This window comes from Geodermatophilus obscurus (assembly GCF_900143215.1).
GTDB lineage: Bacteria > Actinomycetota > Actinomycetes > Mycobacteriales > Geodermatophilaceae > Geodermatophilus > Geodermatophilus obscurus_A.
The window spans coordinates 11,936-29,947 of the sequence record NZ_FRDM01000027.1 but is presented as its reverse complement, the minus strand read 5'-3'; the positions used below and the strand labels follow the sequence as shown (position 1 = coordinate 29,947).

The window sequence follows — 18,012 nt, the reverse complement described above, 5'->3', positions numbered from 1 at the left end:
CAGGGTGGGAGAGGGAGAGGAGGCAGCTCATGCGCAGCAAGCGCTCGGCCACCGACCAGCAGATCGCCGACCTGCTGGTGACCGCGAAGGAGTCGCTGGACCTGAGCGTCGCCTTCCTCAGCCGCATGGACGGCACCACGCAGCACCTGGAGGTCGTCGAGACCTCGGTGCCGGTGCTGGTCCAGGAGGGCGCCAAGGTGCGCCAGGACACCTCGTTCTGCCAGGCGATCCTCGACGGCAGGCTGCCCGCGGTCATGCCCGACGTGAAGCGGTTCCCCGCGGCGATGGCGCTGCCCTCGGCCCGCATCCCGCGCATCCGCAGCTACGTCTCCACGCCCGTGCACCTGTCCGACGGCAGCCTCTACGGCACCTTCTGCGCGTTCGGCCTCCGCTCGGACAAGGAGCTCGGCAAGCGCGATCTGGCGCTGGTGAAGGTGCTGGCCTCCGCGGCCGCGGTGATCGTCGAGCCCGAGGTCCGCGCCCAGCAGCGGCGCGCCGAGATCGAGGGCCGGCTCGACCCGGTCGTCGCCGCCGGCGGCCCGGTCGTCCTGCTGCAGCCCATCGTCGACCTGGCGACGGGAACCCGCGTCGGCGCCGAGGCGCTGTCCCGCTTCCCGGCCGACTGGGCCCGCACCCCCGACGTCGTCTTCGCCGAGGCGCACAGCGTCGGCCTGGGCGACGCCCTGGAGCTGCAGGCCCTGGCCCGGGCCGCCGAGCACCTCGACCGGGTGGGCGGCTACGTGGCGATGAACGCCTCCCCCGCCACGGTGCTCACCCCGGAGTGCGCCGAGCTGCTGCACCTGATGCCGCTGGACCGCGTCGTCCTGGAGCTCACCGAGCACGACGCCGTGGAGGACTACGACCGCCTGTCCGCCGCCCTGGCCCCGTTCCGGGCCGCCGGACTGCGGCTGGCGATCGACGACGTCGGCGCCGGCTTCTCCAGCCTGCGGCACATCGTGGTCACCGCCCCGGACGTCCTCAAGCTCGACCGCAGCATCGCCGCCGGGGTGGCCACCGACCGGGTGCTCGCCACGCTGGTCGGCTCGCTGACCACGTTCGCGCACGGCTCCGGCGCCCGGGTGGTCGCCGAGGGCGTGGAGACCGCCGAGGACGCGACGGCGCTGCGGGCGCTGGGCGTCGACTCCGGCCAGGGCTGGTACTTCGGCCGGCCGGGCCCGCCCGAGGCGCTGGCCCTGCCGGTGCCGCGGCCCGCGGTCGACGCGCTGCCCGCCGTCAACCGCTGACGGTGTCCTCGTACTCGGCGCCCATCGCGCCGGTCTGCACCTCGCCGCCCCGGCGGTAGGTGCACAGCAGCACGCCGGTCGGCGTCGCCGAGGACGCGGTCAGCTGCCACGACCGCGGGATCGCACCGCCGCCGAACAGCCGCTTGCCCTCCCCGACCACCACCGGCGCCACGACCAGGCGCAGCTCGTCGACCAGGTCGGCGCGCAGCAGCGTCTGCACCAGGCCGGGCGAGCCGTGCACCTGCAGCTCCCCGCCGTCCTCGGCCGTGAGGGCGCGCACCGCGTCGACGACGTCCCCCTCCAGCAGCCGCGCGCCGGACCAGTCGAGCGAGGTCAGCGTGCGGGAGGCGACGTGCTTGGTGCGGGTGTTCAGCGCCTCGGCGACCGGGTCGTCCTCGGTCGGCGTCCGGGGCCAGGCCGCGGCGAAGATCTCGTAGGTCCCGCGACCGAGCAGGAAGTCCTCGACGCCGGCGAACCAGGCGTCGATCTGCGCCCCGAGGGTGTCGTCGAAGAAGGGCACCAGCCAGCCGCCGTGCGCGAAGCCGCCGGAGGTGTCCTCGTCGGGGCCGCCCGGGGCCTGCACGACCCCGTCGAGCGTCGTGAACTCGGTGACGACGAGCGGTCGCACGATGGTCCTCCTCGGTTTCCGGCCACCCCGGACGGCGGCCCTGCTCGTTGGACGGTCCGCGGGCCCGGTGCTCATCGGCGTCGCGGGCAACCCCCGGACCTGGGGGGGCTCCGACGCCGGAGAGCACCTATCGCGGTGACGGTGTGTGACGGCGCGACGGACGTCCCCCAGGCCTGGGGGGCGTCGTCCGGTGGAAACGGGGGGTGACCTCCCCCGGCCCCGGCGGTCAGTGTCGGTCCAGTTCGACGGGGGCCGGGCTCATCCGCCCCCGCACGTCCACCGGACAACGGGGGTTGTCATGAAGCGCACCACCAGCCTGCTGACCACGGGGGCCCTGAGCCTCGGCACGTTCGCGGTGCTCGGCACCGTCGCACCGGGGCTCGCCTCGGCGAGCGGCTGCGGGGTCACCCCGCTCGACCTGGCCGGGCTCGAGGCGGCCTTCGCCGGGGCGCTCACCGGCGTGGGTGACGGGGCGACCGCGGAGATGCGGACGGACGGGCTGCGCCTCACGATGCCGTCGGCCGAGGACGACCCGCAGAGCGCCGCCTACGCCTCGTACTTCATGGACGGGCTCGAGATCCCGCTGGCCGACGCGACGGCGCAGTCGAACGTCGACCTCGACACCACGCTCGCCCCGGGCCAGCCCCTCACCAACCACCCGACGTACGAGCTGTACGTCGACCTCGACGGGCCGGCGAACGACGATCCCGCCCAGGCCATCCTCGTGTACTGGGAGCCGGAGGCCGGCGAGCCGACCGACCTCTGGTGGAGCGCGCTGGGCCCGCTGGCCGGGCTCGACTCCGAGAGCAGCGAGGAGGCCACCCTCGTCGAGATCAGCGCCGCCTACCCCGACGCGACGGTGACCAGCCTCGGCTTCCAGCTCCTCTACCAGCCGGGCGCCGACGTGGTGGTCCACGGCCTGACCTTCGGCTGCAACGAGTTCCGGTTCGGCTCCGGTTCGAGCACCGACCCGGGCGGCGACCCCGGCGACAACCCGGGTGGCGACCCCGGTGGCGACCCGGCCAACCAGGCGCCGATCGCGGCCGTCACGGCCACCAACACCGGCGCGACCTTCACCTTCTCCGCGGCCGGGTCGACCGACAGCGACGGCGAGGTCACCGGTTTCGCGTGGAGCTTCGGTGACGGCTCCGCGCCCGCCGCGGGCGCGCAGGTGGTGCACGAGTACGCCGCCCCCGGCACCTACACCGTCACGCTGACCGTCACCGACGACGACGGTGCCTCGACCACCGCCACCCGCCAGGTCGTCGTCCCCGCGACCGACCCGGGCGACCCGACCGACCCGGCCGAGCCGACCGAGTACGGCACCCCGCTGCCCGACACCGGCGCCGACGTCCTCGGCCTGGCCGCGATCGGCGGTCTGGTCCTCGCCGGTGGTGGCGCCGGGCTGGTCGCGAGCCGTCGCCGCAAGGCCGGCTCCGCGTCCTGACCGTCGCTCGTCGCGTCCCGCCCGCCGGCACCCGGCGGGCGGGACGCCCTCGGTCAGGGGGACCGATGATCCGCACGATCGTCCGCGGGCTCTCCGAGCTCGCGGTCACCGCCGGCGCGGTGCTGCTGCTGTTCGTGGTCCACGAGGTGTGGGTCACCGACCTGTGGAGCGACCGGGCGCAGGACCAGGTGGCCGAGGAGCTCCGCGAGGACTGGGCGGCGGGTGCGCCCGACGGAGAGCCCGACTTCGGCCAGGCCTTCGCCTTCGTCCACGTCCCGCGCTTCGGCGAGGACTGGACCCGGGCGGTGGTCGAGGGGACCGACCCCGACGAGCTCGAGGACGGCCCCGGCCACTACGTCGGCTCGGCGCTGCCCGGCGAGCAGGGCAACTTCGCGATGGCCGGCCACCGGGTCGGCCGCGGCAGCCCGTTCCTCGCCCTGGACGTCCTGGCGCCGGGGGACCCCGTCGTCGTGGAGACCGTGGACGCCTGGCACGTCTACCGGGTGACGACGACGACCGTCGTCGACCCGAGCGAGAGCAGCGTCGTCGCGCCCACGCCCGGCGGGGCGGCGAACGGCGGGACGACCGGCGCCTTCCTGACCATGACCACCTGCCACCCGAAGTTCTCCACCCGCGAGCGGCTGGTCGTCCACGGGGAGCTGGAGACGTCGGTCGGCAAGGACGTGGTCCCGGACGGCCCCGCGGCCCTCGAGGAGGTCTGAGCCGTGTACCCGTGGATCTGGCGCCACCTGCCCGGCCCGCTCGCGGTGCGGGTGACGACGGCGCTCGTGCTCGTCCTCGCCGTGGCGGCGCTGCTGCTGTTCGCCGTCTTCCCCGCGCTGGACGGCCTGTGGGAGCCGAGGCTCTGACCTAGGCCGCCACCGCCACGTCCCGGTCGCCGGCGGTCACCAGCGCGGCGTACCGGCCGCCGCGGGCGACCAGCTCGTCGTGCGTGCCGCTCTCGGCCACCCGGCCGGCGTCGAGGACGGCGATCCGGTCGGCGTGCCGCACGGTGGACAGCCGGTGGGCGATGGTGATCGTCGTCCGGCCCCGGCTGGCCTCGTCGAGCGCGGCCTGCACCGCCCGCTCGGTGCCGGTGTCCAGCGCGCTGGTGGCCTCGTCGAGCACCAGCACCCGCGGGTCGCGCAGCAGCGTGCGGGCGATGGCCAGCCGCTGCTTCTCCCCGCCGGAGAAGCGGTGCCCGCGGGCGCCGACGACGGTGTCGTAGCCGTCGGGGAGCGCGGCGATGGCCTGGTGGATCTGGGCGCGGCGGGCGGCGTCCTCGATCTCGGCGTCGGTCGCGTCGGGCCGGGCGTGCCGCAGGTTCTCCCGCACCGTCGTGTGCAGCAGGTAGGTCTCCTGGGCGACCACGCCCACCACCTGCGACAGCGTGGCCAGCGAGAGGTCGCGCAGGTCGATGCCGTCGACGGTGACCCGGCCGGCGGTCGGGTCGGCCAGGCGGGCGACCAGCGAGGCCAGCGTGCTCTTGCCCGCGCCGGTCTCGCCCACCAGCGCCAGCGTCGTCCCGGCGGGGACGGCGAGGTCGACGCCGTCCAGCGCCGGCCGGTGGCCGTCGGGGTGGGTGAACGACACGCCCTCCAGCCGCACCTCGCCGCGCACGTCCGCCGGGTCCAGCGGCACCGGGTCGGCCGGGTCGTCGACCTCCACCGGCAGGTCGAGGTACTCGAACACCCGGCTGAACAGCGCCATCGAGGCGGTGACCTGCACGCCGACGTCCAGCAGGCCCATCAGCGGGCGGAACAGCGTGCCCTGCAGCGCGGTGAAGGCGACCAGCGTGCCGATCGTCATCCCGCCGGAGGTCGCCGGCAGCCCTGCGGCCAGGTAGATCAGCGCCGGGATGCCGGCGAAGACGATGCTCATCGTGGCCATCCGCCACCGCCCGGCCAGCTGCGCGCGCACCTCGAGGCCGACGAGGTCGGCCGACGTGTCGGCGAAGCGGCGGGACTGGGCGGGCCCGGCGCCGAGGGTCTTGCCCAGCAGCACGCCGCTGACGGAGAGCCCCTCCTCCACCTGCGCGTGCATGTCGGCCAGGTGCCGCTGGCGTTGCGCGGTGACCGTGCGGCGCATCCGCGCCACCTTGCGGGTCAGCAGCACCGCGGGGGGCAGGACGAGCAGCGAGAGCAGGGACAGCCGCCAGGACAGCACGACCATCGCCCCGACCGTGCCGACGACCGTGGTGGCGTTGGACGCCAGCGACGTCGCCGTCGAGGTCACCACCGACTGCATCCCGGAGATGTCGTGGGTGAGCCGGGACTGCACCTCCCCGCCCCGCGTGCGGGTGAAGAAGCCGAGCGACTGCCGTTGCAGGTGACTGAAGACCGACGTCCGCAGGCCGTGCATGACCCGCTGGCCGACCGTCGTCGACAGCCAGGTCTGCACCACGCCGAGGACGGCGGTGGTGGCGGCGACGGCGAGCATGCCGAGGACGGCCCAGGCCAGCAGGCGCACGTCCTGCCGGGGCAGTGCCTCGTCGATGACCAGCCGGACGAGGAACGGCGTCGCCAGCGCCACCAGGGACGAGGCGACGATGAGCACCACGACCGTGGCGACCTGCCAGCGGAACGGGGCGAACAGCGCGGTCACCCGGCGCAGCGGCACCGGGCTGCGCTCGAGCTGGGCGCGGTCGGCCGGGTCGACGGTGCGCCCGGAGCGTCCGCCGGCAGGTCCTCCGGTGTCGTCGATGGCGACCACCTCCTCGGTGCTGAGGGTACCTCACCATGAGGCAACCGCACGGTCGCCGGTAGGATTCCCGGCATGCCGGACGACGACGCCGAGGTGCTGGGCGAGCTGCTCATGCGGGCCGCCCGCGGTCAGCGCCGGCGGTGGCGGGACACGCTGGCGCCCTGGGACCTCTCCCCGCACCACGCCCGCGCGCTGCACGTCGTCACCGACCGGGCCGGCATGCGGCTGTCCGACCTGGCCGAGGCGCTGCACATCGCCCCGCGCTCGGCCACCGAGGTCGCCGACGCGCTGCAGGCCCGCCGGCTGGTCGAGCGGACGCCGGACCCCACCGACCGGCGGGCGGTGGTCCTGACCCCGACCGACGAGGGACGACGGGTGCAGCAGGAGATCGCCGCCGCCCGCGCCGCCGACAGCCGCGACCTGTTCGCCCGCCTGGACGCCGCCGACCGCGCCACCCTGGCCCGGATCCTGCGAACGCTTGCCGGCTGAGAGCCGTCGCCGCCCGGCGGACCTGGTCCTCCTTCGCACCTCCGTCTCCGAGTGCCGTGGCACTCAGAGACGGAGGTGCGGGGAACCAGGCATCCAGCCGGTCCGGGAACCGCGCGCCGGTCGGCCCGCATCAGGGGGTCGCGGTGTCACGATCGGCGCGTGATCGAGCCGGTGCACCCCGACGAGCTGCGCGTGTCGGACCCCGAGCGGGCCGCCGTCCAGGAGAAGCTGCGCCGCGCCGTCGCGGCGGGCCAACTCGACCTGCACGAGTTCGACACCCGCGTGCAGTCGGTCTGGGCCGCCCGCACCCGCGGCGAGCTGTCGCGGGTCACCCGCGACCTGCCCGAGCCCCCGCCCGAGCCGCCGTCCCCGCCGCCGCTGGGCCGGCGGTTCTCCGACGACGACGCCGGCACCGCGATGCGGGTGCTGACGATCATCTGGGCGAGCATCGCCGCGGTGAACCTGGTGGTCTGGGGGCTGGTGACGGTCACCAGCGACGGCGGCATCTACCCGTGGTGGATCTGGCTGTCGGTCCCCGGTGCCGCTCTGCTCGTCCTGTACGTGGTGGGCGTCGGCCGGCCGAGGCGCTGACGCGACCGCGGCGCCGGCACCGCGGTCGGCGTCACCGGACCGGTCCGGACGGCACGCGCCGCGCCGCCGCCGTGCGCGCGGCCTCCAGCGTGCCGACGGGGTTGGTGAGGATCCCGACGTGCTCGACGGTCACCTGCACCTCGTCCCCCTCGAGCAGCGTGAAGTCCAGGTCCGGCACGATCCCGGTGCCGGTGGAGAGCACCGCCCCGGCCGGGAAGTCCTGCGCGGCCACGAGGTGGGAGACGAGATCGGCCACCGAGCGGTGCATCCGCGCGGTCGACGTCGACCCCGCGAAGACCGGAGCGCCCGCGCGGGTCACGCGGACGTCGATGGTCAGCGCCGACGCGTCGGGCACCTCCCACGCGGGTCGGATCCCCGGGGCCAGGGCACAGCTGCCGGCGTAGATCTTGGCCTGGGGCAGGTAGAGCGGGTTCTCCCCCTCGATGTCGCGGGAGGAGACGTCGTCGCAGACGGTGTAGCCGAACACCTCGGCGGTCGCCGTGACGACGGCGGCCAGCTCCGGCTCGGGCACCGTCACGGCGGAGTCGGGCCGGACCGCGATCGGCTCGCCGTCGGTGACCACCCGCCAGGCGACGGACTTGAGGAACAGCTCGGGCCGGTCGGCGGCGTAGACCCGGGAGTAGACGTCCTGGACCTGGCTCTCCTCCACGCGCGCGTCCATCGACCGCTCGTAGGTCACGCCCGACGCCCAGACCTCGGTCAGCCCGTCGACCGGCGGGAGCAGCCGGACCTCGCCCACCGGGACGGCCGGCTCCCCGGCCGCGGCCTCGACCGCGGACCTGGCTCCGGCCAGGTCCCCGCCCAGCAGCTCGGCCATCGAGCCCACGCCCGGTACGGGTCGCACGGCACCGTCGCCGAGGACGCCGACGAGCACGACCCCACCCGACTCGTAGCGGACCACGTGGGTCATCGGTCGCTCCCCTCCTCGAGCCAGCCGAGGATCTCCTCGTCGTGCTGACCGAGCAGCGGCGGCGCGCTGTGCCCCTGCCGTCCGGCCGGGGCACCGGCCAGGGTCTCCAGCCGCAGCGGCGGCCCGGGCAGCTGCACGGTACCCAGCGTGGGGTGGTCGACGTCGACGACCAGGCCCTGGCCGAGGGTCTGCTCCCACGTGTAGGCCTCGTCCAGCGTGCGCACCCTGCCCGCGGGCACGCCGGCCTCGGCGAGACGGGCCAGCCACTCGGCGGCCGGCCGTGCGGCCAGGCGTTCCTCCATGGCCGCGATCAGCTCCGGCCGGTGCGCCACCCGGTCCCGCCCGGTGGCGAACCGCCGGTCCGCGGCGTCCAGGTCCAGGACGGCGGCCACGGCGCGCCACTGGGCGTCGTTGCCGACGGCCACCTGGAGGATCCCGTCCCGCGCCCGGAAGGCGCCGTAGGGCGCGATGGCCGGGTGGTGGTTGCTCGCCGCGCGCGGCACCTCCCGGCGCCCGGCCTCGGACTTCAGGTCCAGCTGGAGCGACTCCTTGTTGCGGTCGGCCGACAGGCAGTAGGTCGACACCGGGTCCTCCTCGGGGCCGACGAACGGCGGCCCCCACGACCGGGAGTCGTCACCGGACCCGGGTGTCTCGACCTCGACGACGCGGGCGCCCATGTCGCCGAGCATCATCGACGCCTGCGGCCCGGCCAGCGCCCGCGACAGGTCGACGACAAGGGTCCCGGCCAGTGGACCCGAGCCGGACGGATCCGTCACCGGCCCTGCCAGACGACGGGCTGCTTGGTCGCGAACGCGGCGACCGCCGAGTGGAAGTCCTCGCTGGCGAAGACCCGGCTGACGATGTCGTCGCCGTCGGGGAGGGTGGCCCGGCGGATGCGGCGGACCGCCTCCTTCGCCGCCCACATGCTCAGCGGCGCGTGCCCGAGCAACGTCGTCACGACGGCGTCCGTGGCGGTGTCGAGGTCCTCCTCGGCGCACAGCTCGGCGACGAAGCCGGCGGCGGTGGCCTCCTCGCCGGTGAACAGCCGCGCCCGCAGGAGCATGTCCAGCGTCCGCGCCGGCCCCAGGTGGTTCAGCAGGAGCGAGTAGTTGTTCATCGACAGGCAGTTGCCCAGGGTCCGCGCGATGGGGATGCCGAAGCGGGCCGAGGGCGTGGCGATCCGCAGGTCGCAGACCGACGCGATGCCGAGGCCGCCACCGACGCAGAACCCGCGGATCGCCGCGACCGTCGGGACGTCGACGTCCTCCAGCCGGTTGACGATCCGGGCGATCTTCTCCTCGTACGCGACGCCCTCCGAGCCCTCGCGGAAGTCGGCGAACTGGCCGATGTCCGTACCGGCCACGAACGCCTTGTCGCCGGCCCCCTTCAGCACGAGCACCCGGACGTCGTCGTCGGCGTCGGCCTTCTCGCAGGCCTCGTAGAGGCCCTCGTACATCCCCCAGGTCATCGCGTTGCGCTGGCGGGGGCGGTTGAACGTGACGGTCAGGACACCGCCGTCCTGCGTGACGAGCAGCTCTGGTTCATCCACGGGAAGAGCCCTCCGGGGTGCTGTCGGCGGGGTCGGACCGCCGGGAACGGGGAGTGGCACGGCGCCGCAGCAGCCGGGCCATGATGGTCGGCGCGGCGACCTGGAGGATGGCGATCGCCATGACCGCCAGGGCCAGCGGGCGGGTGAAGACGATGAGCAGGTTGCCGTCACCGATCGCCGAGGTCTGGACCAGCGCCTTCTCGAACAGCGGGCCGAGCACGAGGCCGAGGACCAGCGGCGCCATCGGCAGGTCCAGCCGCTTCATGAAGTAGCCGATGATGCCGAAGACCAGCACCACCCAGACGCTGTACATGCCGTTGGTGATGGAGTACGCGCCGACCAGGCTGGTCAGCAGGATCAGCGGGTACATGTAGCCGTAGGGCACCCGCAGGAGCTGGGCGAACACCGGGGCCAGCGGCAGGTTGAGGAACAGCAGGATCACGTTGCCGATGAAGAAGGACGCCAGCAGGCCCCAGACGAGGGTCGGCTGCTCGTCGAACAGCAGCGGGCCCGGCTGGATGCCGTAGATCATGAACGCGCCCAGCAGGACGGCCGTGGTCGCACCGCCCGGGATGCCCAGCGTCAGGGTGGGCACGAAGTTGGCGTTGGCCGCTGCGTTGTTGGCCGCCTCCGGGGCGGCCACCCCCTCGATCGCACCCGTGCCGAACTCCTTACCCCGCTTGGAGACCCGCTTCTCGATGCCGTAGGCCATGAAGGAGGCCAGCGTCGAGCCGGCGCCCGGCAGGATGCCGAAGAGGAAGCCGAGGAAGCTGCCGCGCAGGATCGGCCCGCCGGAGCGGCGGAGGTCCTCGCGGCTGATCATCAGCTCCCGGAACCCGGCGCGGATCGGCGCCGCGGCGCCCTGCCGGATCTGGTACAGCACCTCGCCCACCGCGAACAGGCCGATCATGACCTCGACGAACGGGATGCCGCTGAGCAGGTAGATGGACCCGAAGGTGAACCGGGAGGTCCCGCTGCCGGGATCGACGCCGACGGTCGCGATGAGGAGGCCGACCAGCGCCATGAGCAACCCGAGCACCCGGTTGTCGCCGGCGAAGCTGATGATCGTGGCGAGGCCGAGGATCATCACGGCCAGCATCTCCGGCGGACCGAAGTCCAGCGCGAACTCCGCGAAGGGCGGCGCCAGCGCCACGAGCAGGGCCAGCGAGATGATCGCCGCGACGAAGGACCCGATCGCCGCGATGGACAGCGCCGCACCCGCCCGCCCCTGCCGCGCCATCTGGTAGCCGTCGAGCGTGGTGACCACGCTCGACGCCTCACCGGGCGTGGAGATGAGGACCGAGGTGATGGTCCCGCCGTACTGGGAGCCGTAGTAGATGCCCGCCAGCATGATCAGGCCGGTCACCGGCTCGAGGGAGAGCGTCAGCGGCAGCAGCACCGCCACGCCGGTGGTCGACCCGAGACCCGGCAGGACGCCGATGACGGTGCCGACCAGCACGCCGACGAAGCACCAGAGCAGGTTCTCGACGCTCAGCGCGGTCGAGAAGCCGAGGACCAGGTTGTCGAGCACGTCAGCCTCCGATGCCGATCAGCCCGGTGGGCAGCGGCACGCCCAGGAACCCGACGAAGACGCCGTAGACGGCGGCGACCGCCAGGAACGACACGACCAGGGAGGGCAGCCAGCCCCGCTTCTCCACCACCGCGGAGATGAACACCGACAGGACGAGGAGGGACCCGAGCAGCCCGAGCAGCGGGACCAGCAGGGCCGCCACGACCAGCGCGGCGCTGACCGTCCACAGCTGCCGGCTCCGCTCCTCGGGCGTGCGCCCGAAGATGTCCACGTCGTCCGGACCCGGGCCGGGGCCTGGGCCGGGGCCGGGCATCTGCACCGGGCCGCCGTCCGGGGACATGGACCCGGATCCGCCGGCGGGGACTCCCCCCGGGGTGGCGCGCTCCGACGAGGCACCGCCCGAGGGGGCGTCCACGGCGGTGGCGGCGACGACCTCCGCCAGCCCGCGGTCGTGCGGGGTCCGGTGACCGCGCAGGGTCGTGACCAGCTCCCAGCCGGCGATGAGCGCGATCAGGCCGCCGACCACGGCGGGCACGAGGCCGGGCCCGACGCGGGACTCCTCGAGGAAGAGCCCGTAGTCCAGGGCCATGACGAAGGCGCCGAGGCCGAGGGCGGCGAGCAGGCCGTGCACGACGGCCTGCTCGACCGCGATGCCGCGCCGGGTCGGTGGCGTGGTCATCCGCCCAGGACCTGCGTCAGCAGCTCGTTGTTGCCCTCGAGGTACTCGACGAACTCGTCGCCGGCCGCCGTGTTGGCCTGCAGGTAGTTCTCCTCGATGTACTGCTGGTACTCGTCGGTCTCGACCGCGGCCTGCATGGTCTCGATCCAGAACTGGCGGGCCGCCTCGTCGATGCCGCCGGGCGCGAGCACGCCCCGGAACTGCGCGAAGGCGACGTCGATGCCCTGCTCTTCGGCCGTCGGGATGTCGGCCAGCTCCTCGTAGTCGGAGTAGCGCTCCTCGGAGTACGCGCACAGCGCCTTGACCTCGCCGGCCTGCAGCTGACCGATGATCTCGCCCGGGTTGAGCGAGGCGATGTCGATCTGGCCACCGAGCAGCGCGGCGGTCAGCTCGCCGCCGGACTCGAAGGGCACCCGGTCGAACTCGACGCCGGCCTGCTGCTCGGTGAGCGTGAAGACGATGTTGTCCAGGCCGGTGATGCCGCTGATCCCTGCGGTGATCCGCTCCGTCTTCGCCGCCTCGACCACGTCGGTGCAGGTCTGGTAGGGGCTGTCGGCACCGACGATCATGAGGGTGAAGTCGTCACCCAGCTTCATGATCGGCGTGAAGTCGGTGTAGTCGAACTCGACGTCCCCGCTGATCGGCAGGGCCAGCAGCGCCGTCTCGGTGGCGAGCAGGGTCTCCGGGTCGCCGGCCTGACCGAGGAAGTTCGAGTAGCCGACGGCACCGGAGCCGCCCTCGCGGTTCTCCACGTTGACGTTCACGTCCGCGTTCGCCGCCTCGATCATGGTGGCGGTCGCGCGGCCGGCGAGGTCGCTGCCGCCCCCGGCGCCGAACGGCACGATCATCGTGACGTCGCCGCGCGGGGTGAACTCCCCCCCGCCGGCGGCCGAGCCGCCACCGGACTCGGCGCCGCCGCAGGCGGCTAGGGACAGGGCCAGGACCGAGGTCGTGGCCAGGACGGCGGAACGGGTGCGCTTCACGGGAACTCCTCGTCGGTTGGTGCGGATCGGGTGGCGCGGGATCACCGGAGCTGCTCGGCCTTGGCGGCAAGGCGGCCCTCGAACGAGGGCAGGTCGACGACGAACCGCTCGTGCGTGCCGTGGCCGATCAGTTCCTCGTCGTCCTCGACGCGGATGTCGAACAGGACGCGGCGGCGGTCGACCTCGGTCACGGTGGCGGTCGCCCGCACGGTCTGACCCCGCAGCGTCGGGGCGATGTGCGCGACGTCGACCTTGCTGCCCACGCTGGCCTGATCGTCGCGGAGGTGCGGGGCCAGGCCCTCGATCGCGGCCTCCTCCAGCAGCAGGACGAGGTTGGGCGTGGAGAAGATGTCGTACTTCCCGCGGCGGGTGCAGTGCTCGGCCTCGACGGTGCGCTCCAGGACGCCCTGGACACCGGGTTCGAGTGTGCTGGTCATGCGCGGGCTCCTCAGAGGGGTCGGTCGTCGGCGGGGAGGGGGGCGACGTCGGGTGCCGGCGCCGAGGTGTGGGCCGGGTCGGCGGCGACCCCGGACTCGATGAGCGCGTCGACCTCGGCGGGCGGGATCTCCGCCCACTCGAGGGCCGCGCGGGTCCCGGTCCCCAGCCGGGGACCGGCGCTGTCCTGACGGGCGGGGGTGCGCGAGAGGCGCATGGGCGACCCGAGCTGACGGACCGGACCCAGGGTCGGGTGCGGGGCGTCCCAGAAGTAGCCGCGCCGGTTCAGGTGGTCGTCGGTGAAGACCTGGCCGTAGTCCGCGATCGGAGCGCACGGCACGCCCGCCTCGTCGAGCGCGGCCACGACCTCGGCGGTGGTCCGGGTGGTGGTGACCGCCTCGATCGCCGGGATGAGGGTGTCGCGGTGGCCGTGCCGCGCGGAGGCCTCCTGGTAGCGCTCGTCGTCGAGCAGCTCCTCGAGCCCCAGGGCCGTGCACAGCCCCTTCCACGTCTTCGGGGTGACGGCGCCGACCGTGACGTGGCCGTCGGCGGTCCGCACCGCCTGGTAGGGCGCCGTGCTCTGGTGCGCCGAGCCCAGGGGGCGCCCCACCTCACCGGTGGCGAAGTACTTGCCGGCCTCCCAGATGGCGAACGAGACGCCGCTCTCCAGCAGGGACACGTCCAGGTACTGGCCCTCGCCGGAACGGTCGCGCTCCTTGAGCGCGGCGGTCACCCCGAGGGCGACGTACAGGGCGCAGACCAGGTCGCAGATCGGGACGCCGATCTTGACCGGGTCACCGTCCGGGGTCCCGGTGATGCTCATCAGTCCGCCGCGGGCCTGGGCCATGATGTCCAGCCCGGGCAGGGCGGCCAGCGGGCCGTCCTGGCCCCAGCCCGACGCCGAGGCGTAGACGATCCGGGGGTTGACCTCGCGGATCGCCTCGTAGCCGAAGCCGAGCCCGCGCATCGCACCGGGCCGCAGGTTCTCGACCAGCACGTCGGCGCGCGCGGCCAGCCGCAGGAACGCCTCCTTGCCCTCCGGGGACTTCAGGTCGAGGGCCACCGACTCCTTGTTCCGGTTGAGCCGGACGAACGGCGAGCTCTCGCCGTCCAGGAAGGGGCCGGTCGCCCGGACCGGGTCGCCGCCGGTCGGGTTCTCGATCTTGAGGACCCGGGCCCCGAGGTCGGCGAGCTGCATCGTGGCGAAGGGGGCGGCCATGAAGGCGCCCACCTCGAGCACCGTGACGCCGGCCAGCGGGCCTGTCGGTTCGACCGCCATCAGCAGCCTCCGTTCCGAGATTTCGCGGTGCCGGAGGTGGTGCACCTCACAGCCGGTGGACTACTGTCTACAAAAGGCAGACGCCTATGACAAGCCTCACAGCCGCATTCGCCACGAAAGCCGGATCGACACCGGGTATCGAGGCACCGGAGGACGCCGAGGCACTGGAGCCCCGCGATCCCACCCGGGCACAGGAAGGGAGGAGCACCGTGACCGCAGTGCCGGACCCCGTGTCCTCCGCGCGCCGCATCGCGGCGCCCCCGAGCATGTCTGCCCTCGCCGCCGAGGCGCTCCGCGAGATGGTCCTCAGCGGCGACCTGAAGCCCGGTGACCGGGTGGTCGAGAACCGGCTGACCGAGGCGCTGGGGGTGAGCCGCCCTCCGCTGCGCGAGGCGATGCGGGTGCTCGAGCAGGAGGGCCTCATCGTCCAGACGCCCCGCAAGGGCGCCGTCGTCGCGCCGGTCACGCCGCACGACATCTACGAGATCGTGTCGCTGCGCGAGGAGATCGAGCAGATCGCCGTCCGGCTGGGGGTCCCCGTCCGGTCGCAGGAGCGGCTGGACCGCCTGCGGCGGGCGTTCGCCGACCTCGAGGCCGCTGCCGAGGAGGAGGGCGCCCCGCGGGTGGTGGCGAGCAGCTTCGCCTTCCACCTGGCGATCGTCGGACTGGCCGGGCACCGGCGGCTCGAGGACGTCTACCGGTCGCTGTCGCTGCAGATGCGCATGTGCATGGCCATGAACCGCCGGGCCCGTGCCGCGATCGAGACCGCCCGCCAGGACGCCGCCCGGCACCGGCCGCTCATGGAGCTGGTCGAGGCCGGGGACGTCGACGGCATGGCGCACACGCTGGCCCACCACGGCCAGCGGACGTTCCTGCTGAGCATCGAGGACGACGCCCCGGGTCACTCGCCCGAGTCGCGGGCGTGGTTCGCCCGGATCCACCGGGAGGAAGAGGAGGCGATGCGGCGTGACGGACACGCCTGACACCGGCACCGACCCGCTGGGGGCCACCCCGCTGCAGGCACTGCAGGCGGCCATCGGCTGGACCGCCGAGGAGCGCGTCGACGTCGTCGAGCGGCGCCACCTCCGCGACTACCGCAGGGCCATCGGCGCGGACGAGGACGGCACGGACGTGCCGGCCACCATCACCGCCTGCTTCCTCACCGAGCCCCCGACCATGCCGGAGGCGCTGGCCTACGGCATGGGCTGGATCAACGGTGGCGACCGGTTCGAGGTGCACCGCCCGCTGCGGCTGGGCGACGAGGTCACCTCGCAGCTCACGTTCACCGGGGTGGAGGAGAAGAGCGGGCGGTCGGGCACCCTCGCGCTGCTCACCTTCGTCACCGAGTTCCGGCTGCCGGACGGGACGCTGGCGGTCCGCCACGTCGGGACGCGGGTGCGGCGATGAGCGCTCCCGATCAGCAGCCCGAGGAGCTCGTCCGGATCGAGACGGCCTCGCTGCGGACCCTCGTGCAGTACGCCGGCGCCAGTGGCGACTTCTACGAGATGCACTACGACATCCCGTTCGCGCGCGAGCGCGGGCACCGCGAGCTCGCGGTGCACGGGCTGCTCAAGACCGCCTGGCTCGGCCGGCTGGTCGAGGAGTGGTTCGCCGGTCGGGGCCGGATCACCGTCCTGGACGTGAGCTACCGGGGCATGGACTTCCGCGACGAGCCGGTCAGCTGTGGCGCCCGGGTCACCGGCCAGGACGGCGACCGCGTCGCCCTGGAGGTCTGGACGGCGAGCGCGGACGGGACGCGGACGACCATCGGAACGGCCGAGGTCGCACTCACGGAGGGCCGGTCATGACCCTGGAACGGATCAACGGCCTCTGTGCCGGACTGGGGCACCCGGTGCTCACCGACGGCGCCGACTCGGCCGGCCGGTTCCCCGACGGCTCGCGCTACCGGGTGGAGATCCCGAGCTGCGAGGGCCCCGACGTCATGGCGGCCGTCCTGGACGAGGCCGACCGCCGGGGCGTGCCGGTGCACCGCGTCTCCCAGGGCAGCGGCGTCATGATGCTGACCGACGCCGAGATCGAGCGGATGGTCGCCCTCGGCGCCGAGCACGACGTCGAGGTCAACCTGTTCCTCGGTCCGCGCAGCTCCTGGGACATCGGCGGCCAGAGCAAGGTGTCGGCGGCCGTCGGCGCCGCCGCCCGCGGGAACGCGGCCGTGGCCGCCTCGCTCTGCGACGCCGAGCGCGCGGTGCGGCTCGGCGTCCGCAGCCTCCTGATCGGGGACCTCGGCGTCCTCGCGCTGCTGGGCCGGATGAAGGGCGACGGCCGGATGCCCGAGGACCTGGTGCTGAAGACGTCGGTGCTCATGCCGCTGTCCAACGGCCCGACCGCCGCCCTGTACGAGGAGGTCGGGGCGACCAGCCTCAACATCTCCACGGACCTGACCGTCGCGCAGATCGCCGAGATCCGGGCGGCGACGACGGTGCCCATCGACATGTACGTCGAGGTGCCCGACGACCAGGGCGGCGCCGTCCGGTTCTACGACGTCCCCGAGGTCGTCCGCGTGGCGGCCCCCGTGTACCTGAAGCTCGGCCTGCGCAACGCCCCCAACATCTACCCGGTCGGCGGGCACATCGGCGCGCTGGCCCAGAACCTGGGCCGCGAGCGCGTGCGCCGCGCGGAGCTCGTCCTGCGGCTGCTGTCGGAACTGGCACCGGAGCTGGCCGCCGTCCCCGCCACGGTCGCCGGCTGAGCCGGGGCCTCCCCCCACCACCTCCGAGAGGACCCTCATGCCCCCGCTGTTCACCGGTGTCGGCGTCGCCCTCGTCACGCTCTTCGACGACGACGGGCGCCTCGACACCGCCGCCACCGCCGACCTCGCGGCCCAGCTGACCGGTCTGGGCATGCGCTCGGTCCTGGTCGCCGGCACGACCGGGGAGGCCATGTCGCTGTCCGCCGACGAGCGCAGCGCCCTGATCAGCGCCGTCCGGGGGGCCGTGCCGGCCGACGTGCCGGTGCTCGCCGGGACCGGCGCCCCCACGGGCGCACAGGCCGCCGACCTCACCACGCGCGCCTTCGACGCCGGCGCCGACGCCGCCCTGGTGCTCTCGCCGCCCGCGGTGGCCGATCCGCGGCGCTACTACGAGCGGGTCGCGCGGGCTGCCGCCGACCGGCCGCTGCTGGCCTACCACTTCCCCTTCGCCGCCTCCCCCGGCATCCCGGTCGAGGTGCTCCCGGAGCTGCCCGTGACCGGGCTCAAGGACTCCTCCGGCGACGCCGGCCGGCTCCTCGACGAGCTGGAGGCCTTCGACCGCGACATCTACGTCGGCGCGACGACCGTGCTGACCATGGGCGGCGCGGTCGGCGCCACCGGCGCGATCCTCGTGCTGGCCAACGCCGAGCCCGAGCGCTGCGCCGCCGCCTTCGCCGGGGACGGCAAGGCGCAGGTCGAGCTGGCCACGCCGCACCGCGCCTCGATGGTCGGTTTCCCGGCCGGCATCAAGGACATGGTGGCCGAGCGCTTCGGCGCCTCGGCGGTCGCCCGGATCGGTGCGTGACCCCGACG

At 74.0% G+C, this 18,012-nt stretch carries 21 protein-coding genes; 11 read left to right on the top strand and 10 right to left on the bottom strand.

Annotated elements, in window-relative coordinates; genetic code table 11:
* Positions 1-29 precede the first annotated feature (29 nt).
* On the top strand, positions 30-1,244 hold the full coding sequence (locus tag BUB17_RS19010) for a sensor domain-containing phosphodiesterase (RefSeq protein ID WP_072920257.1): 1,215 nt from the start codon (positions 30-32) through the stop codon (positions 1,242-1,244).
* Here the strand turns inward: BUB17_RS19010 and BUB17_RS19005 are convergent.
* Positions 1,234-1,872: a dihydrofolate reductase family protein gene (locus tag BUB17_RS19005; RefSeq protein ID WP_072920256.1), complete on the bottom strand. Its 639-nt coding sequence runs from the start codon at positions 1,870-1,872 to the stop codon at positions 1,234-1,236. The genes BUB17_RS19010 and BUB17_RS19005 overlap by 11 nt on opposite strands.
* Before the next feature lie 298 nt (positions 1,873-2,170).
* Here BUB17_RS19005 and BUB17_RS19000 point away from each other — a divergent pair, with 298 nt between their 5' ends.
* The 3 genes from BUB17_RS19000 to BUB17_RS26970 all read left to right on the top strand — a co-directional run bounded on the left by BUB17_RS19000 (position 2,171) and on the right by BUB17_RS26970 (position 4,188).
* Entirely contained in the window at positions 2,171-3,319 is a 1,149-nt protein-coding gene (locus BUB17_RS19000) for a PKD domain-containing protein (RefSeq protein ID WP_072920255.1), read from the top strand.
* 65 nt (positions 3,320-3,384) lie between these two features.
* A complete protein-coding gene (locus tag BUB17_RS18995; protein WP_072920254.1) occupies positions 3,385-4,041 on the top strand; it encodes a class E sortase in 657 nt (218 codons plus the stop codon).
* 3 nt (positions 4,042-4,044) lie between these two features.
* Positions 4,045-4,188 carry a hypothetical protein gene (locus tag BUB17_RS26970; RefSeq protein WP_175561418.1) on the top strand — a complete coding sequence of 48 codons (144 nt, stop codon included), beginning with the start codon at positions 4,045-4,047 and terminating at the stop codon, positions 4,186-4,188.
* 1 nt (position 4,189) lies between these two features.
* Here BUB17_RS26970 and BUB17_RS18990 read toward each other — a convergent pair whose 3' ends face one another.
* On the bottom strand, positions 4,190-6,031 hold the full coding sequence (locus BUB17_RS18990) for an ABC transporter ATP-binding protein (RefSeq protein WP_072920253.1): 1,842 nt from the start codon (positions 6,029-6,031) through the stop codon (positions 4,190-4,192).
* Positions 6,032-6,094: 63 nt separating this feature from the next.
* Between BUB17_RS18990 and BUB17_RS18985 the strand changes: the two genes are divergently transcribed.
* Together BUB17_RS18985 and BUB17_RS18980 are read left to right on the top strand one after the other, a co-directional pair.
* Positions 6,095-6,511, top strand: coding sequence for a MarR family winged helix-turn-helix transcriptional regulator (locus BUB17_RS18985; protein ID WP_072920252.1), 417 nt, complete (start codon positions 6,095-6,097; stop codon positions 6,509-6,511).
* A gap of 159 nt (positions 6,512-6,670) precedes the next feature.
* Positions 6,671-7,102, top strand: a complete 432-nt coding sequence (locus tag BUB17_RS18980; RefSeq protein ID WP_072920251.1) for a DUF1707 SHOCT-like domain-containing protein — start codon at positions 6,671-6,673, stop codon at positions 7,100-7,102.
* Between the two features lie 31 nt (positions 7,103-7,133).
* Here the strand turns inward: BUB17_RS18980 and BUB17_RS18975 are convergent, their stop codons facing one another.
* From BUB17_RS18975 to BUB17_RS18940, 8 genes are read right to left on the bottom strand one after another with little or no spacing between them, the layout of a single operon-like run.
* Positions 7,134-8,033 (bottom strand): fumarylacetoacetate hydrolase family protein, encoded by a 900-nt coding sequence (locus BUB17_RS18975; RefSeq protein ID WP_072920250.1) that lies wholly within the window; start codon positions 8,031-8,033, stop codon positions 7,134-7,136.
* On the bottom strand, positions 8,030-8,809 hold the full coding sequence (locus tag BUB17_RS18970; protein ID WP_072920249.1) for a CoA transferase: 780 nt from the start codon (positions 8,807-8,809) through the stop codon (positions 8,030-8,032). The genes BUB17_RS18975 and BUB17_RS18970 overlap by 4 nt, the downstream gene beginning before the upstream one ends.
* A complete protein-coding gene (locus BUB17_RS18965; protein ID WP_072920248.1) occupies positions 8,806-9,582 on the bottom strand; it encodes an enoyl-CoA hydratase/isomerase family protein in 777 nt (258 codons plus the stop codon). The genes BUB17_RS18970 and BUB17_RS18965 overlap by 4 nt, the downstream gene beginning before the upstream one ends.
* Positions 9,575-11,113 carry a tripartite tricarboxylate transporter permease gene (locus BUB17_RS18960; protein WP_072920247.1) on the bottom strand — a complete coding sequence of 513 codons (1,539 nt, stop codon included), beginning with the start codon at positions 11,111-11,113 and terminating at the stop codon, positions 9,575-9,577. The genes BUB17_RS18965 and BUB17_RS18960 overlap by 8 nt, the downstream gene beginning before the upstream one ends.
* A gap of 1 nt (position 11,114) precedes the next feature.
* On the bottom strand, positions 11,115-11,792 hold the full coding sequence (locus BUB17_RS18955; RefSeq protein WP_072920246.1) for a tripartite tricarboxylate transporter TctB family protein: 678 nt from the start codon (positions 11,790-11,792) through the stop codon (positions 11,115-11,117).
* Positions 11,789-12,775, bottom strand: coding sequence for a tripartite tricarboxylate transporter substrate binding protein (locus BUB17_RS18950; protein ID WP_072920245.1), 987 nt, complete (start codon positions 12,773-12,775; stop codon positions 11,789-11,791). The genes BUB17_RS18955 and BUB17_RS18950 overlap by 4 nt, the downstream gene beginning before the upstream one ends.
* 41 nt (positions 12,776-12,816) lie before the next feature.
* The gene (locus BUB17_RS18945) at positions 12,817-13,212 is read right to left on the bottom strand and encodes a thioesterase family protein (RefSeq protein WP_072920244.1); all 396 of its coding nucleotides are present in this window, start codon (positions 13,210-13,212) and stop codon (positions 12,817-12,819) included.
* A gap of 11 nt (positions 13,213-13,223) precedes the next feature.
* Positions 13,224-14,489 carry a CaiB/BaiF CoA transferase family protein gene (locus tag BUB17_RS18940; protein WP_083606440.1) on the bottom strand — a complete coding sequence of 422 codons (1,266 nt, stop codon included), beginning with the start codon at positions 14,487-14,489 and terminating at the stop codon, positions 13,224-13,226.
* Positions 14,490-14,698: 209 nt separating this feature from the next.
* Between BUB17_RS18940 and BUB17_RS18935 the strand changes: the two genes are divergently transcribed.
* Genes BUB17_RS18935 through BUB17_RS18915 form a run of 5 tightly spaced genes read left to right on the top strand, consistent with a single transcriptional unit; the run spans position 14,699 to position 18,004 of the window.
* Positions 14,699-15,472 carry a GntR family transcriptional regulator gene (locus BUB17_RS18935; protein ID WP_208983487.1) on the top strand — a complete coding sequence of 258 codons (774 nt, stop codon included), beginning with the start codon at positions 14,699-14,701 and terminating at the stop codon, positions 15,470-15,472.
* Entirely contained in the window at positions 15,456-15,896 is a 441-nt protein-coding gene (locus BUB17_RS18930; RefSeq protein WP_072920243.1) for an FAS1-like dehydratase domain-containing protein, read from the top strand. Before BUB17_RS18935 ends, BUB17_RS18930 begins: the two co-directional genes overlap by 17 nt.
* On the top strand, positions 15,893-16,297 hold the full coding sequence (locus BUB17_RS18925) for a MaoC/PaaZ C-terminal domain-containing protein (protein WP_072920242.1): 405 nt from the start codon (positions 15,893-15,895) through the stop codon (positions 16,295-16,297). The genes BUB17_RS18930 and BUB17_RS18925 overlap by 4 nt, the downstream gene beginning before the upstream one ends.
* On the top strand, positions 16,294-17,199 hold the full coding sequence (locus tag BUB17_RS18920) for a U32 family peptidase (protein WP_072920241.1): 906 nt from the start codon (positions 16,294-16,296) through the stop codon (positions 17,197-17,199). Before BUB17_RS18925 ends, BUB17_RS18920 begins: the two co-directional genes overlap by 4 nt.
* A gap of 37 nt (positions 17,200-17,236) precedes the next feature.
* Complete coding sequence (locus BUB17_RS18915; RefSeq protein WP_072920240.1) at positions 17,237-18,004, top strand: dihydrodipicolinate synthase family protein; 768 nt, start codon at positions 17,237-17,239, stop codon at positions 18,002-18,004.
* The last annotated feature ends 8 nt before the right edge of the window (positions 18,005-18,012 follow it).

Bases quoted from the DNA above. Each gene is read 5' to 3' on its own strand.
- BUB17_RS19000 (WP_072920255.1), top strand. From the start codon at position 2,171: ATGAAGCGCACCACCAGCCTGCTGACCACGGGGGCCCTGAGCCTCGGC.
- BUB17_RS18940 (WP_083606440.1), bottom strand. From the start codon at position 14,489: ATGGCGGTCGAACCGACAGGCCCGCTGGCCGGCGTCACGGTGCTCGAG.
- BUB17_RS18985 (WP_072920252.1), top strand. From the start codon at position 6,095: ATGCCGGACGACGACGCCGAGGTGCTGGGCGAGCTGCTCATGCGGGCC.
- BUB17_RS18995 (WP_072920254.1), top strand. From the start codon at position 3,385: ATGATCCGCACGATCGTCCGCGGGCTCTCCGAGCTCGCGGTCACCGCC.
- BUB17_RS19010 (WP_072920257.1), top strand. From the start codon at position 30: ATGCGCAGCAAGCGCTCGGCCACCGACCAGCAGATCGCCGACCTGCTG.
- BUB17_RS18945 (WP_072920244.1), bottom strand. From the start codon at position 13,212: ATGACCAGCACACTCGAACCCGGTGTCCAGGGCGTCCTGGAGCGCACC.
- BUB17_RS18915 (WP_072920240.1), top strand. From the start codon at position 17,237: ATGCCCCCGCTGTTCACCGGTGTCGGCGTCGCCCTCGTCACGCTCTTC.
- BUB17_RS18925 (WP_072920242.1), top strand. From the start codon at position 15,893: ATGAGCGCTCCCGATCAGCAGCCCGAGGAGCTCGTCCGGATCGAGACG.
- BUB17_RS18975 (WP_072920250.1), bottom strand. From the start codon at position 8,033: ATGACCCACGTGGTCCGCTACGAGTCGGGTGGGGTCGTGCTCGTCGGC.
- BUB17_RS18920 (WP_072920241.1), top strand. From the start codon at position 16,294: ATGACCCTGGAACGGATCAACGGCCTCTGTGCCGGACTGGGGCACCCG.
- BUB17_RS18955 (WP_072920246.1), bottom strand. From the start codon at position 11,792: ATGACCACGCCACCGACCCGGCGCGGCATCGCGGTCGAGCAGGCCGTC.